The organism is Arthrobacter sp. Soil_C_60, assembly GCF_057656375.1.
Window position 1 is genome coordinate 52,722 of the sequence record NZ_JBDGKM010000002.1, and the last position, 17,746, is coordinate 70,467.

A 17,746-nucleotide genomic window follows, 5' to 3' on the forward strand; every position below is an offset into this window, starting at 1 on the left:
GCCCACACACGCACAATTGGCATGGTTATTGGGCGATACCCGCAAAACCGCGCTAGGCTCCTCAAGGATAGAAGGAGCTTTGAATGACCCAGCGCATCACCAAGGTACTGATCGCCAACCGTGGTGAAATTGCCGTCCGCGTAATCCGAGCCGCACGGGATGAAGGCCTCGCCTCCGTCGCCGTTTACGCAGAGCCTGACCGGGATGCGCTGCATGTCCGTCTGGCCGACGAGGCCTACTCCCTGGGCGGCAGCACCGCCACGGAGTCCTATCTGGCCATGGACAAACTGCTCGAAGTGGCCGCAGCCTCCGGCGCCGACGCAGTCCACCCCGGTTACGGCTTCCTCGCCGAAAACGCGGACTTCGCCCAGCGCGTCATCGACGCCGGGCTGATCTGGATCGGCCCCTCCCCCGACGCCATCGCCAAACTCGGAGACAAGGTCCAGGCCCGGCACATCGCCGAAAAGGTCGGCGCCCCCCTGGTTCCCGGCACCGCAGATCCGGTGCAGGGCGTGGACGAGGTCCTCGCCTTCGCGGACGCCTACGGCCTGCCGCTGGCCATCAAGGCCGCGTACGGCGGCGGCGGCCGTGGTATCAAGGTGGTCCGTGACCGGGACGAAATCCCCGAGGCCTTCGAATCCGCTGTCCGTGAGGCCACTGCTGCCTTTGGCCGCGGCGAGTGCTTCGTCGAGCGCTTCCTGGATGCACCCCGGCATGTGGAAACCCAGTGCCTCGCGGATGCGCACGGCAACGTCGTCGTTATTTCCACCCGGGACTGCTCGCTGCAGCGCCGCAATCAGAAGCTCGTCGAGGAAGCCCCCGCCCCGTTCCTGAGCGCGGACCAGAACTACCGGCTGTACGAGGCGTCCAAGGCCATCATGCTCGAGGCCGGGTACCAGGGCGCCGGCACCTGCGAATTCCTGGTCGGCCAGGACGGCACCATTTCCTTCCTCGAGGTCAACACGCGCCTTCAAGTGGAGCATCCCATTTCCGAGGAGGTTGCCGGCGTGGACCTGGTCCGCGAGCAGTTCCGGCTGGCCTGCGGCGAGGAACTGGGCTACGGCGACCCGGAGATCCGCGGCCACTCCTTCGAGTTCCGCATCAACGGCGAGGATGCCGGCCGCAACTTCATGCCGGCGCCGGGCACCGTGGAATCGATGAAGCTGCCCACCGGCCCCGGCGTCCGCGTGGACTCCGGCGTTGAAGCCGGCGAAGTGGTCGGCGGCAACTTCGACTCCCTGCTCGCCAAACTCGTGGTCACCGGCGCCAGCCGCAATCAGGCCTTGCAGCGCGCCCGCCGCGCCCTGGAGGAGATGGAGATCGGCGGCATGCCGACGGTCCTGCCCTTCCACCGCGCCGTGACGGCGGATCCGGACTTCGCCCCGGCGGACCCGCTGGAGCCCTTCAAGGTCCACACCCGCTGGATCGAGACCGAGTTCGTCAACGAGATTCCCGCCTTCGATGCCGCGGCGTCAACAGCCAGCGACGACGACGGCGAACGCCAGCGCGTGACCGTTGAGGTAGGCGGCAAACGGCTGGAAGTTGTGCTGCCCGCGGGCCTGAACACCTCCGGCGGCACCGCCACCAAGTCCAACGGCAAGCCCAAGCGCGGCCGCGGGCGTTCCGGCGGCTCGGCCGGCGCGGCGGCCAGTGGGGATGACCTGTCCTCACCGATGCAGGGCACCATCGTCAAGGTGGCCGTCAGCGAAGGTGACACTGTCGCTGAAGGCGATCTCGTCGTCGTGCTTGAGGCCATGAAGATGGAGCAACCGCTGACAGCCCACAAGGCCGGCACCATCGCAAAACTGACGGCGAAGCCGGGCGCCACGGTCTCTGCCGGCGCCGTACTGGCCGCCATCATCGACTGAGAGCGGCGCCGCTCCTCTCCCAGCAGCTCCTGCCCAAGGTGCCCGGGTTCCGTTGACGGACCGGGCACCGCTGGTTAACGGACCGAGCGGCGGCTGTGCCTGCTGCCATCATCAGCGGCTGGCTGCAGTGCGCACTCCCGAAACCACGCTCCGACTAGGGCCTCAACTTTTTCCAAGGGTGCTGGTGTAAGGCTCGCAGAGACGGCACGGCGGCTCGATCCACTCGCACCGGACGGCCCGGCCGTTTGGGGAGGCTCCGCGCAAAGAGCGGGTCCATTCGGAATTGGGGAAACACGATGGACAAGAGTCCGCGGCGCCTTTCAGCGCGCCGCAAAACAAGTACCAAACTGGCAGCATTGGCCACCGGCAGCGCGGTGGTCTTATCCGGGGTCATGCTCCCCGGCCAAGCTGCGGCGGCACCGCCGCCGGGTCAGGATTTCAACGTCACCACCGGTGACCTGGAGTTCATTATCAAGCAGATCGATATTTCCGAAGCGCACGCCGAGGACACCATTGTTGAAGACGAGGATTCATCTCCGCTGTGCCAGGCCGGCGCCACCTTCAACATCGCCGAACAGACACATTACGACCTCGACGGCGACCCTTGCGTGGGTTCGCCGACGCTGCCGTTCGGGCTGCGGACCGTTGACGGCCGCTGGAACAACCTCATGCCCGGCCAGGACGGCTACGGCACAAGCGGGAAGGACTTTCCGCGGCTGCTTCCGGCCGATTTCAAGGATGCCGATCCGATTCCCGGCGGCGGCGCCCCAGGCGGAGCTCCGGGGACGCCGACGTCGTACAAAAGCACCGACGGGGAATTCGTCTACGACGCGGAACCCCGCATCATCAGCAACTTGATCGTGGACGAGACGATCGACAACCCTGCGGCGGTGGCAGCGTCCGAGCGGATTGAAGGGGCCGGCCTCGTTGACGGCACCGCGTTCAGCCGAACGTATGGCACCACCCTGTTCGATACGTCCGCCGAAATCAGCAAGGCCAACTACAACCCGGGTGTACCGGTGGCCTACGTAGCGCGCGCGGATGACTACTCTGACGCATTGGCAGCAGGACCGGCAGCCATGGCCAACGGCGGACCGCTGTTGCTGGTCAATTCAAACAGCATTCCCGCATCCATCCGGGCCGAACTGGCCCGGCTCCAGCCGCAGCGGATCGTGGTCGTCGGCGGCGATGTGGCTGTCACAGCCAATGTAGCCACCGCGCTCCAGCAATTCACGGCAGGAACGGTGACCCGCCAGGCCGGAACAACCCGCTACGACACCGCGGCAGCCATCAGCCGGGCTAATCATCCCGATGGTGCGTCGAAGGTGTTCATCGCCACGGGCCTGAACTTCCCGGATGCGTTGGCCGCCGCCGCACCTGCGGCCAGGGACGGGAATCCCGTCCTCCTGGTTACCAGGAATGGCATCCCTGCGTCCACCGCCACCGAACTGGACCGGTTGAATCCCTCCGAGATTGTTGTCCTCGGCGGGCCGATGGCGATCAGCGATCCGGTCTTCAATGAACTGAACACCCGGGCCGGCGCCAACGTCACCCGGATCGGTGGAACCACACTGTACGACACGGCCGCAATGATCTCGGCGGCCCATTACGAACCGAATGTAGACACCGTCTATCTCAGCACCGGGGAGAACTTCCCGGATGCGCTTTCCGGTTCGCCTGCTGCGGGGAAGCGGGGTGCGCCCATCCTGCTGGTGCCGAAGAGCGGGGCAGTCCCGGCCAGCGTCGCTACCGAGCTGCAGCGGCTCAAGGCCAAAAAAGCCATCGTCCTCGGCGGCCCGATGGCCGTGAGCGCAGGAGTGGAAGCCGAACTGGCCGGCTTGGTCGGGGGGTCCGAAATTTTCATCCCCGACATTGCTACGGATGAGGGTCTCTCGGCTTCCGTAACGAGCTTCTTCACGTTCTTTGGGCAGTTCTTCGACCACGGTCTGGACCAGGTGTCCAAGGGCGGCAACGGCACCATCGTGGTCCCGCTGCAGCCGGATGATCCGCTGTATGTCGAGGGCTCCCGCACCAACTTCCTGACTCTCTCCCGCGCCACCATCGGCGAGGACGGCAGCCAGGAACACACTAACCGCACCACACCGTTCGTCGACCAGAACCAGACCTACACATCCCACCCTTCGCACCAGGCGTTCCTCCGGGAATACGTGGCCGGAGCAAACGGGCCCGAGGTCACCGGCAAACTGCTCAACGGCGCCGGTGGTGAAGGGCTGGCCACCTGGAACGACGTCAAGAACCAAGCGCGCACCATTCTCGGCATCAATCTGACGGACATGGACGCCCTTAATGTACCGATGCTGCGGATGGATCCGTACGGCCATTTTGTTCCCGGCCCGAACGGCTATCCGCAACTGGTCCTCGAAGACGGCACCTTGGTTGAAGGCGATCCTGCCGATGGCGGCGTTGCCGTACCGGAGAACGTGGTCCGGGTGAACCAGGCTTTCCTGGACGATATTGCACATGGCGCGACGCCAAATCCGCCGAGCGGTTACGACGCCGAACTGCTGGGCAGCCACTTCGCCACCGGCGATGGGCGCGGCAACGAGAACGTCGCCCTGACCGCGGTGCACCACGTGTTCCATTCGGAGCACAACCGGGTCATGGACCAGATCAATGACTTCCTGCAGAACGAGGCACCGGCCGAACTTCGGGACCGTTACATGGCCGAGGACGGCATTTGGGACTACGGTGAGCGGCTGTTCCAGGCGGCGCGCTTCTTCACCGAGATGCAATACCAGCACCTCGTTTTCGAAGAGTTTGCCCGCCGGATCCAGCCGAACATCGATGCCACGACTCTGAACGAGAATTCCTACATGCCGGATGTGGACCCGGCGATCGTCGCGGAATTCGCACACGTGGTCTACCGGTTCGGGCATTCATTGCTTACCGAGGACATCCGGCGCGAGGTCAACGGCGAAATGGAGGACATGCCGCTCTTCGACGGCTTCCTGAACCCGCAGGGTTACCTGACCGCACCGGACGGTTCTGCGCTGTCACCGGATGAGGCTGCCGGTTCCATCATCCGGGGCACCACGCATCAGACGGCGAACGCCATCGACGAATTCGTGACCGATACGCTGCGCAACCAACTGCTGGGACTCCCGCTGGATCTGGCCACCATCAATATGCTGCGGGCACGCGAGACCGGTGTTCCATCGCTGCAGGTGGCACGCCAAACGTTCTACGAAGATTCGCGGCACCCGGAACTTGCCCCGTACACCAGCTGGGAGGACTTCCGGCTCGCGATGAAGAATCCGGAGTCCATCCTGAACTTCGTGGCTGCCTACGGAATCCACCCGTCGCTGGACGTTGACACGCTGGATGGAAAGCGTGCAGCGGCGGCGCTGCTCATCGAGGACGAGGCGTTCATGACCGCTCCGGCCGCAGAAACCGGCGTCAACGACATCGACTTCTGGATGGGCGGCATGGCTGAAAAGCCGTTCGTTTTCGGCGGCATGCTCGGCACCACATTCAATGTGGTGTTCGAACAGCAGCTGGAAAACCTGCAGAACGGCGACCGTTTCTACTACCTGACCAGGAACCTGGGCAACTCCTTGTTCCACACGCTCGAAGCCAATTCGTTCTCCCAGCTGATCCTGCGGAACACCTCCGCAGACAAGCTGCCGCACGACGTCTTCGCTGCAGCCCAGGCGACCTTCGACCTGACCGAGCCGGCAGCGGATCTCTCCGCCGCCGGGCTGCAGACGCTGGACGGATGGTCCCGGTTTACCGGCGGCGAACATACGACCATGCAGGGGACAGACAGCGACGACAGCCTCCGGGGCGGCATCGGCGATGACTCATTCTGGGGCCGCGCCGGCAACGACCGGATTGAAGGTGACGACGGCGTCGATGCCCTGATGGGAGGCGACGGCGATGACATCCTGACCGATCTCAACGGCGACGACAGGCTCCAGGGTGAGGCCGGCAACGATGCCCTCAGCGGTGGACCCGGCGTAGCGGACCTGCTCTTCGGCGGCTCCGGACAGGACTTCATCCTCGGCGGCCAGGACAATTCCACGGTCTTTGGCGGCCTCGGGAATGACTTCATTCTTGGCTCCACCGGCCCGGATAACATCCGCGGCGATGAAGGGGACGATTGGATTGAAGGCGGTCCGGGCGGCAGCGATCTGTTGGTCGGCGATCTGAGCAACACCATGATGAACGATCCCGCCCTGTGGCACGGCGGGCACGACGTCCTCAACGGCGGCTCCGGCAACGCGGACCACGATGCCGAAGGCGGCGACGACATCATGATCGCCGGCACGGGAACGGAGCGGTTCGGCGGCATGCTTGGCTTCGACTGGGTGACGTTCAAGGACAACAAGTTCCCGGCCAGGGTCGACATGGACAGGCTGCAGATCGTTCCCGAAGTCGAGTCGGGTATCCGCGACAGGTACCTCGGAGTCGAAGCAGTCGCCGGGTGGAACAGCAACGACGTTATCCGCGGATCCCAATCGGAAGATGATCTCGTCGCTCCGGAAATCGGCACCCTCGGATACGGTCACCGCATGACCCAGGAACACCTGGACCGGATCGCCGGTCTTCGGGACCTGCTGGGCGGCGGTGATCTTCCCGAATACGCCCTGCCGTTCCTCGACGGTCAGCCCACCACACCGGATGATTTCAACAACAACATCCTGCTGGCCGGCCCGGGCAGCGACCTCGTCGAGCCCCGCCTCGGACGCAACTTCGTCGACGGCGACGCATGGCTGGACGTGAACGTTGTCTGGCGGCCTGCCGGCGGGGCAGTAGCCGAAACGGCCAAGTCGATCTCGGCCTTCTCGGAACGGATCTTCAACCGGACCATTAGCCCGGCAGATCTGTTCATCGAGCGCAGTGTTGTCGGCGCCGACGCCAACCAAGCTGATGCCACCGATACAGTCGTCTACGCAGAAACCCGCGAAGAGTTCGAAATCCAGCAGCTTTCCGATGGCGCCATCCGGGTCACCAGTGTTGCCAACCCCGGCATTCGCCAGGACATTCTGCGCAACATCGAGCAGCTGCAGTTCAGCGATGAAACGGTGGACGTCTCCGACGGTGTTGAAGCACCGGTTGAGCTGCCCGCCGGCACGGTCAACCTCAACGTGGGCGACCTCGTGGAAGGACAGACCGTAAACGCAACGGCGGAGATTACCGATCCAGAGGTCACGGACATCCGGTTCGAGCTCCAGGTCGTTGACCCCGACACGGGCGCAGCAGCCACCACCCAGGACGGAACGACCGGCAATTTCCTTCTCGGCGAGGCCGAAGTCGGCTTCACTGTTCAGGTGGTCGTCACCTACACCGGCGGCGACGGAACCCCCGTCCAGTTGGTTTCCGAACCGACTGCAAATGAGGTTCAGGCGGCACCGTAGGCGCTCACAGCGCACGGTACGCAAGACGTGACGCCTGAGGGAAGTGTCCGCAGCTACCGGCTGCGGACACTTCCGCTTGTCTTGGAGACGGCGCACGCAGCGAAGACCCTAGCCGCGCAAAATTCCTTTGGCAAAAAGACAATACAATAAGCATGCTTTGTTGTACCGTGGGAATTGGTAAGGGACACTCCCCGGCAATCCCGTCGGGGGACCATTGATCACCGTAAGGAGAGAGCATCATGGGTTTTCTTGCTTTTCTTATTCTCGGACTAATTGCGGGCGCTATCGCCAAGCTGATCCTGCCGGGTGACCAAGGCGGCGGCTGGATCGCAACCCTAGTACTCGGCGTCGTCGGCGCCCTGCTGGGCGGCTGGGTTGGCAGCGCCATCTTCAACGTTGGGCTGGAGGAATTCTGGAGCATCCAGACCTGGCTCGTTGCCATCGCAGGTGCCCTCGTTGTACTGCTGATTTGGGGCTTCATCACGAAACGGAAGGAAGTCCACTAACGGACAGCCGAATCCTTAACTGATAAGAAGCCCGCAGTTCCTGTTGGAACCGCGGGCTTCTTTGACTTCGAATCAGAGGGGGATCAGCTGCTCAATCCCTCGTAATCCATGTCCTTGGTTTCCTTGGTCAGGAACAGGGAGATCAGCGTGACCACGGCCGCGCCACTGAGGTACATGCCCACCAGGAAGGTGCTGCCGTCGGCCGCCTGCCACAGCGCCACCGCGATGAACGGGGCTACGGAAGCGCCGAGGATCGAGGAGAAGTTGTAGGCCACGGCCGAACCGGTGTACCGGACGTTGGTCGGGAACAGCTCCGGCAGCATGGCTCCCATGGGGCCGAAGGTCAGGCCCATCAGGGTGAAGCCGATGATCAGGTGCAGCATGGTGCCGGCAAACCCGCCGCCGAAGAGCGGAACCCAGAGGAAACCGAAGGCCACGATGCCGAGGGAGACCCAGATCAGCGTCTTCCGACGGCCGAACTTTTCTGCCAGCGGCCCGGCCACCATCGTGAAGATCCCGAAGAAGACGACGCCGATGATCAGCATCAGCAGGAAGTCGTTGCGGGCGTAACCCAGGCCGGCGGTGAACGCGGAGGGGTCGAAGTCCTCGCCGGCTGCGGCCGCGGCCGCTGCCGCGTCGTCCACCGTCTTGGCGGCGGTGCCGTAGGAGAGCGTGAAGGTGGTCATCAGGTAGAACAACACGTACGTGGCCAGCATGATGAAGGTACCCAGGATCAGCTGGCGCCAGCTGGACTTGAAGACGCGGCCGAGCGGCAGCTTGGTGACCTCGCCCTTGTCCACAACCTTTTGGAAAGCCGGAGTTTCCACCAGCTTCAGGCGGACCCAGAGGCCGATGATGACCATGACGGCGCTGCCCAGGAACGGGATGCGCCAGCCCCAGGACATGAACGCCTCGTTGCTCAGGTTGATGCTCAGCACCAGGAAGAGTGAGTTGGCAATGATGAAGCCGATCGGGGCACCCAGCTGCGGGAACGTGCCGTAGATGGCCCGCTTGTTCGCCGGAGCGTTCTCGGTCGCCAGCAGTGCGGCCCCGCTCCATTCGCCGCCAAGGGCCAGGCCCTGGGCAAAGCGCAGGACCACCAGCAGGGCCGGAGCCCAGAACGACCAGCCGGTGACCTGCGCGGTGGGCAGGCAGCCGATCAGGAAGGTCGCGATGCCCATGGTGAGCAGCGAGGCGACCAGCGTGCCCTTGCGGCCGAACTTGTCGCCGAAGTGCCCGAAGACAATGGACCCGAGCGGCCGCGCGATGAAGGCGACGCCGAAGACGGCGAACGAACTCAGCAGAGCGGTGGCGGCATCGGCGCCGGGGAAAAACAAGGCCGGGAAAACGAGCACGGCGGCCGTGGCGTAGACGTAGAAGTCGTAGAACTCAACGGACGTGCCAATGAGGCTGGCAACGATCACGCGGCCGCGGGAGTTGACCGGGGCCTTGGAGGCACCCGTTGAGGCTGGTGCTGCAGAAGACATGGTGTCGGCTTTCGATGAAAACGAATGATTACCGCCGGAAATTCTACGCCCCTTCGTCCAGCATCCGGACATCGTTCCAATATACGGACACCTCTGGACAAACGGCACCAAAATACCCGTCGTTTTCCTGAGTCCAGCTGCGCGTCATACAGCCATGACTTGCTGCCGGAGCGTGTTTGGATAATGGCCATGACTGCACAACGTACGACGCCGGCCATGTCAGGACCGCTGCTGGCTGTCCTTGCGCTGTTGGCCGCCGCCGCGCCGTTGTCCTCCGACATGTATCTGGCGTCGCTGCCCATGATCGCCACCGATCTGGGCGTGCGTGCCTCGGGCGCCCAGCTCACGCTGACGGCCTTGCTGCTCGGCATCGCGCTCGGGCAGCTGGCGTTCGGCCCACTTTCGGACAGGTACGGGCGCATCCGGCCGCTCATGGTGGGCGTCGCCATCGCCGTCGTCGCTTGTATTGCGGCTGCGCTGGCCCAGGATATTTGGTTCCTGGTCGGGGCCCGCTTTGTCCAGGGTTTTGCCGCGGCGGCCGGCATCGTCATTGGCCGCGCCATCGTTTCGGACCTCAACGCCGGTACCGGTGCGGCGCGGGCTTTCACCCTGCTGCTGACCATTTCCAGCCTGGCTCCGGTGCTGGCTCCCCTGCTGGGCAGCGTCCTGCTTGCCGCCGGCAGCTGGCGCAGCATCTTCTGGGTATTGGCAGGGATCTTCGCGGTGATGCTCGGCGGTGTCCTGCTGCTGGTCCGCGAAACCCATCCCCCGCATGCCCGTGACAAGGCCGCCCTGCTTGCCGCCGGCGCCGTGGTCCGGCGGGCGTTCAAGGGAGGCCTGTTTCCGGCCTACGTGCTCCAGTTCGCTTTCACCTTCGGCGTGATCATCTCCTATATTTCGGCCTCGTCCTTTGTCTACCAGAATCTGATGGGCTTCAGCGCCATCGGCTATGGCGCGGCCGCGGCCGTCAACGCGCTGGGGATGATGGCCTGCGGCCTGGCCTCGGTCCGGCTGATCCGCCGCTTCGCCGTGCGGCGCATTATTGCCGCGGCCCTGACGGCACAGCTGATCATGACCGCAGCCATCTTCGTCCTGGTTCTGTCCGACGTACCGGCCATCTGGGCGGCCCTTCCCATCTTCTTTGCCATCAGCTGCTCAGGTTTCCTGATGGGCAACACGACCAGCCTGGCCATCGGCACGGTCCGGCAGGCGGCGGGCCAAGGCTCAGCCGTGCTGGGCGCCTCCCAGTTCGTGCTGGGCGCATTGGTCACACCGCTGGCCGGCATCGGCGGAGGCTTCACAGCCGTTCCCATGGCCATGTTGATGCTCGGCTGCTGCCTCTGTGCCGGCGCACTGTTCCTCGTCTCCGGCCGGATCGAAGCTCGCCGGGCCGCGTGAGTACCGAGCCGGACCGGCAGTCTCCAGGCCCCGCCCGAGCCGGGAGTCAGGCCCCGCCCGGACCGGCGGCCCTACGCCAGCATGGCGTAGGCAACCGCCGCCAGCACCAGCACGGCCAGCACCGCCACCACGGTATTGGCGATGTTCCTCTTCTTGGCGTCGCTCAAGCGGCGCCATTTCCTTCTTAGTCCCATTGGATCCCCACACCCGATGATTGGCAGTTGGCCCCATGCTAGTGCCTCGCCCTGGGAATAACAGGGATCCGCTGGCGCCGACGGCCGGGACCGAATATTGTCCGAGCCGGCTGCCATGCTCGCGTTCGTGAATAAAGTGGATGTTGTGACCGCCAGGAAATACGCAAGGAACGACGGCGGACGCCCGGTTAAGCACGGAACAGTCACCCGGGCGCCCTACCGCCGTGAGCCCTATGTGCGCGCACGCATTGGCGCCGGCTCCGATGACACCGTGGATGCGAAGGCCATTTCCTGGGACCGCAACGCGGTGCAGCTCAAGTGGGTGGACGAAAACGGTTCCATGCGCACTCAGTGGGTTCCGGCGTCGGATGTTAGACGCATTACCCGGGACGAATCCGCCTGGCGGGACCCGTACGACGACTACGGCTTTTACTACCCGGACGAGCAGTGACGCTCCACGCGCCGGCACCGTTTCCCACGCTGCCGTCCGGATACGGCAAAATGGATCGGGTGACGCAAACGCCCAGCTCCGCAGTGCCCGCCGCCAGCCCCGCTCTGAAGCCGGTCGATCCGGACCAGCTCAACGCCCGGATCTACGCCCAGATTGCCGAAGAACTCGGCGTCAAGCCCTGGCAGGTCAAGGCCGCCGTGGAGCTGCTCGACGGCGGCTCCACCGTGCCGTTCATCGCCCGGTACCGCAAGGAAGTCACCGGCACGCTCGATGATGCCCAGCTGCGCGACCTGGAAGAACGGCTGCGCTACCTCCGCGAACTCGAGGACCGCCGTCGTTCCGTGCTGGAAAGCATTGCGCAGCAGGGCAAACTGACCGCCGAGCTGGAGGCGAGCATCAAGGCCGCGGACACGAAGGCCCGGCTCGAAGACATCTATCTGCCGTTCAAGTCCAAGCGGCGGACCAAGGCGCAGATCGCCCGCGAGGCCGGGCTCGAGCCGCTGGCGGACGCCCTGCTGGCCGACCCTGGCCTTGAGCCTGAGGCTGAAGCAGCCGGTTACCTGGACTCCGAGCATGCCATCAACGACGCGGCCGAAGCGTTGGCAGGAGCGCGGTCCATCCTGGTGGAGCGGATCAGCCAGGACGCGGATCTGGTCACCGAACTGCGCGAGCGTCTCTGGAAGCAGGGGCTGGTCCGTGCGCAGGTGCGCGAAGGCATGGAGTCCGAGGGGCAGAAGTTCGCCGACTACTTCGACTTCGCGCAGGTCCCTTCGGGCCTGCCCTCGCACCGTGTCCTGGCGCTGCTGCGCGGCGAGAAGGAAGGCGTGCTGGACCTGAACATTGTCGAAGGCGACGCCTCGGACAAGGAAGAATTCGCGGCTGCGCGCGGCCGCTACGAAAACGCCGTGGCCTACAAACTCGGCGTCGCTGACCAAGGCCGGCCGGCGGACAAGTGGCTGATGCAGACGGCGCAGCTGGGCTGGCGCCGCATTCTGGTCAAACTCGCGATCGACCTGCGCGTGCGACTCTTTACCGACGCCGAGGACGAAGCCGTGCGGATCTTCGCGGCCAACCTGCGCGACGTGCTGCTGGCCGCCCCCGCCGGGAACCGCGCCACGCTCGGACTGGATCCGGGCCTGCGGACCGGCGTGAAGGTCGCCGTGGTTGATGGCACCGGCAAGGTGGTCGCCACGGACACCATCTACCCGCACGCGCCGGCCAAGAAGTGGGACGATGCGCTGGTTACCCTGGCCCGCCTGTCCGAAAAGCACAACGTGGACCTGGTGGCTATCGGCAACGGCACCGCCTCCCGCGAGACGGACAAGCTGGCCACCGAGCTGATCAAGCTGCTGGCACCGAAGCAGAAGATCCAGAAACTGGTGGTCTCCGAGGCAGGCGCCTCCATCTACTCGGCGTCCGCCCTGGCCTCGGCCGAGCTGCCGGAGCTGGATGTCTCGATCCGCGGTGCCGTGTCCATTGCCCGCCGGCTGCAGGATCCGCTGGCCGAACTGGTGAAGATCGATCCGAAATCCATCGGCGTCGGCCAGTACCAGCACGACATCACGGCCACCAAGCTGGAGCGTTCGCTGGATGCCGTGGTGGAGGACTGCGTGAACGCCGTCGGTGTGGACGTGAACACCGCTTCACCGTCGCTGCTGGCCAGGGTGGCCGGCGTGGGCCCGCTGCTGAGCGAGAACATTGTGTTCTTCCGGAACGAGAACGGCCCGTTTGCCAAGCGCTCGGACCTGAAGAAGGTGCCGCGGCTGGGCGCCAAGGCGTTTGAGCAGTGCGCGGGCTTCCTGCGGATCACCGGCGGCGCCGAGCCGCTGGATTCCTCCAGCGTGCACCCCGAGGCCTACGGCGTGGCCCGCAAGATCCTGTCGGCTGCCGGCGCCGCGGCCACCGATGTGCCGCGCGGCGTGGGTTCGCTGGCAACGCTGGATCCGCAGACCTTCGTGGACGACTCCTTCGGCCTGCCCACGGTGCGGGACATCATCGCCGAACTCGAGAAGCCCGGCCGGGACCCGCGGCCCACGTTCACCACGGCATCGTTCTCCGAGGGCGTGGAGAAGATCTCCGATCTGGTACCGGGCATGATCCTGGAAGGTACCGTCACCAACGTGGCTGCCTTCGGCGCTTTCGTCGACGTCGGAGTGCACCAGGACGGACTGGTCCACATTTCGGCCATGTCCAACAAGTTCATCTCGGACCCGCACGAAGTGGTCAAGTCCGGCCAGGTAGTCAAGGTCAAGGTTCTTGAGGCCGATCCGGACCGCAAGCGAATTTCGCTGACCCTGCGGCTGGACGATGAAGCGGGAGCCAAGCAGGGCGGACGCGCAGCGGCAGGCCGGGACGGCTCCGCGGACAAGGGTTCGCCGGGGAACGGTGGCCCGGGCAAGGGTGGCCGGCCCGGCCCGTCCCGTGACCGCGGGGAATCCAAGGGCAACCCCCGTTCCGGCGGCCGCCCCAACCCGCCGCGTGGCCGGGACAACCGCAAGGAACCGGCTCCGGGAAACACCGCGATGGCGGAAGCGCTGCGCCGTGCCGGTCTGGGCAAATAACGACGGCGGATTGCCTGGTCGACGGGTGGCCCGGTCGACATCGAAGTTGCTAGGTATCGGCGGCAGGTTGGGCCGTTGCAGTCATTTTCCAACCTGCATGGGCTAGCCTCTGGGTAGGGCGATGGCTCCGCCGGCCTCAGCGGACGGGTGTCTATCGCGCACGCTGATCGAGGGAGTGTCCGATGAAGCACCAGCCTACCCTGCGCGTCGTGGTGGGTCTTGCCGCCGTCGTACTCCTGATGTCCGGCTGCACGGCGAACGCCACCACGGACACCGCCACCCCGATCGGCAGCGCTGTGCACGGGTCTGCACCCGCACCGAAGGCACCTGCGCCCGCCCAGGCTCCCGCCGCGGCTGAGACTCCCGCCGCGGTTGAGGCCCCTGCCCCGCCGTCGGCAAGCAGCACCGCATTGGCGCAGCCGATCCTCTCGCCTGGCCGGGAACGCAAGCTCACGCTGGCCGACGCGGACGTGGAACTGGTCTGTGACGGCGGCGGGAAGATCGAAGTGCTGGCGAACGGCATTACGCTGACGGTCACGGGCCATTGCCAGGAGATCGACATCCTGTCTTCCGGCACCACTGTGCGGGCCGAATCGGTCAGTGAAATCGATGTCGACGGGCCGCGGAACAATGTCATGGTGGAGAAAGCTGCCGGGCTCCGGGCCGAGGGCAGCAACAACACGCTGCACGCCGATGAGGTGGGCAAGATCGCCCTCCAGGGACAGGGCAATCAGGTCACGTTCGGCGCCGGCAATCCCCAGATCGATGACGAGGGATCCGGCAACAGCATCTCGGCGAAGTGAGTGCGTGCCCGGTGAGGTGACCGGAAGCACCCGCGCCGCTCCCGCGATCCGCTCCCGGAACAGGCTAATCTGTCCCTGTGGTCAAGGTAAAAGGAAAGATTCAACCGGTGGAAATCAAGGAAATTGAAGCCGAAGGAGTTGACTATGCCGAGGCCAAAATCGCCCTGGAACAGCAGGTTCCTGAAGGCTGGCGGCTCATCCAGGTCCTGACCGTCTAAGTTTCGGCCCGGCTCTTCTACTCCACCGCGTTGATGACGCGTTCGGCGATCGCCGTGTGGCCGGCGTCGTCCACGTGGACTCCGTCCGGCTGGATCATGTCGAGCGTGAACACATCGGGATCCAGCAGGCTCACATACGTGGCATCGACGCGCTCCGCCGCTTCCTGCACGGCCGCGTCGAGGGCAAAGACGGTCTGGTCCACGGCGCTTGGCGTGGACGGGCCGACGGCGATAATTTTGGCGTCGGGCAGCTCCGCGCGCAGTTCCTCGTAGACGCTGGAAACGGCCTGGAGCGTGCCCTGCGGGTCGAACTGATAGGTGCTGAAATCGTTCTGCCCGCCGGAGACCACCACTACATCAGGATTGTCGGCGATAACGTCTTCCAACCGGTCCACGTATCCCGGACCTTGGGCATTGGTGGCGTAGCCGGTGCCCGAAATCCCGTGGTTCATCTCTTCCCAGCCCAGCTCCAGTGCCACCAGCGTGCTCCAGCGGTTCTCCTGGCTGGAAGCGCCGATGCCCTCGGTGTAGGAATCGCCCAGGAAGGCCGCGACGGGCGGCTCGGCTTCCTCGGTCTCCGTGGCTGTGGCGGACGGCGTGGGGCTGGCAGTGGTGGTTTCCGTTGGTACTGACGACGGCGTGGCTTCCGCCGGCTGCGTTGTCCCGCCCACCGGTGTTGCGGGCGGCTTGGGCAGGAAGGCGTAGACGAATGCCGCCAGCGTGGCCAGCAGCAGGACCGCCAGTCCCACATTCTGCAACGTCTTGTTTTTGAGAATCTTGTTCCGCCCGTGCACCCGCCCCGCCCCTCTTCAGATGAATCACGCTTGCCGTCCGGACACAACCTTATCGGGAAGATCCGCGGCTGCTTGAACAGATGTCGGCGGGCCCTTCCGCGGCGGGTGCCGTTCCGGGACTACAGCCCCGGAACGGCACGTGCCGCGTCTACAGGTGGACGTGCAGCCGGCGTGCGGCCTCGGAGATGGAGCCGGTCAGAGACGGGTAGACGGTAAACGTGTTGGCCACGTCATCCACATGCAGCTTCTGCGTCACGGCCAGCGCGATCGGGAAGATCAGCTCGGAGGCGCGCGGGGCCACCACCACGCCGCCGATCACGGTGCCCGAACCGCGGCGGGCAATGATCTTCACGAAGCCCTCCGTCACGTTCATCATCTTGGCCCGCGGGTTGGTGTTCAGCGACAGCTTGATCACATCCCCCTGGTACTTCCCGGCCGCGATGTCCTCCTCGGTCACGCCCACGGTGGCGATTTCCGGACTGGTGAAAATGTTGGAGGCAACCCGCTTGAGCTTCAGCGGCGTCACCGAATCGCCCAGCAGGTGCGCCACGGCAATGCGGCCCTGCATCGCTGCCACGGAAGCGAGGGCGAAGACGCCCGTGCAGTCACCGGCAGCGTAGATGTGCGAGGCCGTGGTGCGCGAGACGCCGTCGACCTTGATGTGGCCGCTTTCAGACAGCGCCACGCCGGCCTCTTCCAGACCGATGCCCGAGGTGTTGGGAATGCCGCCGACCGCCAGCAGGCAGTGCGACCCGTCCACGATCCGTCCGTCGTTCAGCGTGACCCGGACGCCGTCGTCGGTCCTTTCCACGGCGTTGGCACGGGACTTCGAGAGCACGGTCATCCCGCTGCGGGCGAAGACCTCTTCCAGCACCTCGGCGGCGTCCGCGTCCTCGCCGGGCAGCACGCGGTCGCGCGAGGAGACCAGCGTGACTTTGGTGCCGAGCATGCGGTAGGCGGAGGCGAACTCAGCGCCCGTGACGCCGGAGCCGACGACGATCAGGTGCTCCGGGATTTCGGTCAGGTTGTAGACCTGGGTCCAGTTGAAGATGCGTTCCCCGTCCGGCTTGGCCGAGGGCAGCTCGCGCGGAGTGGCACCGGTGGCGACCAGCACAGCGTCCGCATCGATGGTCTCAGTACCGGTCTCGGTCTCGACGGTGATGGTGTTCGAATCGGCCAGACGGCCGTTGCCGATGATGACCCGGACGCCGGCGCGTTCGAGCCCCCGGTGGATGTCCGAAGACTGGGTTTCGGCAAGCTTGAGCAGGCGCGAGTTGACGGTCTGCAGGTCGGCATAGGCGGCGCGGGAGCCTTCGTCGAAGCGCACGCCCAGATCGTGGGCGCCAGCCACCCGGCGCATGGCATCCGCCGTCGCAATGAGGGTTTTGGAGGGCACAACGTCGGTGAGCACGGCCGAGCCGCCCATGCCCTTGCGCTCAATGACGGTCACCTTCGCCCCGAGTGAGTTGGCCACCATGGCGGCTTCGTATCCGCCCGGGCCGCCGCCCAGGATCACCAGACGGGGGGCGCTGAAATCAATTTGGTTCGTCACACTCGCCATTCTGTCGCACCTGCCCAAGCCACTCAACCTCCCTCGCCGCAGCGAATGGCATCAATGCCTGCGTTCGGACCAATAAGGATGTTCCGCGTTGAACCGTTTATCCAGAGGCTGAAGTCCTCGCATGAGATCGCAGTGATACCGGGGGGATAAATGAAAAACAGCTCAATCACGCACTATGACCTTTTGGATGTGACGCAGAACGCTTCCACGGAAGAAATCCGTGAAGCGTATCGTCGTGCGGCTAGAACAGCTCATCCAGACCGCGGCGGTCATACGGGCATTTTCATGGCAGTCTCGTTGGCCTACGAGGTACTCGGAGCCCCCGATTCGCGCTTGGAATATGACCGCTTCCTTCGCGGTATCGAGGAGTCTCGTCCCAGCTCGGCCAGTTCGGCGCGCCGGCCGGCAAAACGCTCTGCCTCGTATCAGCCGACGCAGCAGCCTGGCCCAACGCAGCCGCTAAAAGCCGATGTAAGCCAGATGCTTTTCGCTCAGGCACCGGTCGCTCCGGCCTCATTCCGCCCGGA

At 65.0% G+C, this 17,746-nt stretch carries 10 protein-coding genes and 1 pseudogene; 8 read left to right on the forward strand and 3 right to left on the reverse strand.

Annotated features, from left to right (window positions below; all coding sequences use genetic code 11):
• Positions 1-83 precede the first annotated feature (83 nt).
• From AC3A4M_RS04025 to AC3A4M_RS04035, 3 genes are all read left to right on the forward strand, one after another.
• Positions 84-1,868: an acetyl/propionyl/methylcrotonyl-CoA carboxylase subunit alpha gene (locus AC3A4M_RS04025; RefSeq protein WP_498734129.1), complete on the forward strand. Its 1,785-nt coding sequence runs from the start codon at positions 84-86 to the stop codon at positions 1,866-1,868.
• A gap of 356 nt (positions 1,869-2,224) precedes the next feature.
• Positions 2,225-7,246 carry a peroxidase family protein gene (locus tag AC3A4M_RS04030; RefSeq protein ID WP_498734130.1) on the forward strand — a complete coding sequence of 1,674 codons (5,022 nt, stop codon included), beginning with the start codon at positions 2,225-2,227 and terminating at the stop codon, positions 7,244-7,246.
• 239 nt (positions 7,247-7,485) lie between these two features.
• Positions 7,486-7,752 (forward strand): GlsB/YeaQ/YmgE family stress response membrane protein, encoded by a 267-nt coding sequence (locus tag AC3A4M_RS04035; protein WP_498734131.1) that lies wholly within the window; start codon positions 7,486-7,488, stop codon positions 7,750-7,752.
• Between the two features lie 83 nt (positions 7,753-7,835).
• On the opposite strand, the gene AC3A4M_RS04040 is transcribed toward AC3A4M_RS04035, so the two are convergent.
• Entirely contained in the window at positions 7,836-9,239 is a 1,404-nt protein-coding gene (locus AC3A4M_RS04040) for an MFS transporter (protein WP_498734132.1), read from the reverse strand.
• A gap of 189 nt (positions 9,240-9,428) precedes the next feature.
• Between AC3A4M_RS04040 and AC3A4M_RS04045 the strand changes: the two genes are divergently transcribed.
• The 4 genes from AC3A4M_RS04045 (at position 9,429) to AC3A4M_RS04060 (ending at position 14,646) form a co-directional block, all read left to right on the forward strand.
• Positions 9,429-10,637 carry a Bcr/CflA family efflux MFS transporter gene (locus AC3A4M_RS04045; protein WP_498734133.1) on the forward strand — a complete coding sequence of 403 codons (1,209 nt, stop codon included), beginning with the start codon at positions 9,429-9,431 and terminating at the stop codon, positions 10,635-10,637.
• 339 nt (positions 10,638-10,976) lie between these two features.
• Entirely contained in the window at positions 10,977-11,282 is a 306-nt protein-coding gene (locus tag AC3A4M_RS04050) for a hypothetical protein (protein WP_498734134.1), read from the forward strand.
• Positions 11,283-11,341: 59 nt separating this feature from the next.
• On the forward strand, positions 11,342-13,843 hold the full coding sequence (locus tag AC3A4M_RS04055; RefSeq protein WP_498734135.1) for a Tex family protein: 2,502 nt from the start codon (positions 11,342-11,344) through the stop codon (positions 13,841-13,843).
• Between the two features lie 182 nt (positions 13,844-14,025).
• A complete protein-coding gene (locus tag AC3A4M_RS04060; RefSeq protein WP_498734136.1) occupies positions 14,026-14,646 on the forward strand; it encodes a DUF3060 domain-containing protein in 621 nt (206 codons plus the stop codon).
• 235 nt (positions 14,647-14,881) lie between these two features.
• Here the strand turns inward: AC3A4M_RS04060 and AC3A4M_RS04065 are convergent, their stop codons facing one another.
• Entirely contained in the window at positions 14,882-15,613 is a 732-nt protein-coding gene (locus tag AC3A4M_RS04065) for an SGNH/GDSL hydrolase family protein (protein ID WP_498734137.1), read from the reverse strand.
• A gap of 193 nt (positions 15,614-15,806) precedes the next feature.
• On the reverse strand, positions 15,807-17,210 hold the full coding sequence (locus tag AC3A4M_RS04070; RefSeq protein ID WP_498734138.1) for an NAD(P)H-quinone dehydrogenase: 1,404 nt from the start codon (positions 17,208-17,210) through the stop codon (positions 15,807-15,809).
• 159 nt (positions 17,211-17,369) lie between these two features.
• Here AC3A4M_RS04070 and AC3A4M_RS04075 point away from each other — a divergent pair.
• Positions 17,370-17,552: pseudogene (locus tag AC3A4M_RS04075) on the forward strand (J domain-containing protein); the annotation flags it as partial.
• Positions 17,553-17,746 lie beyond the last annotated feature (194 nt).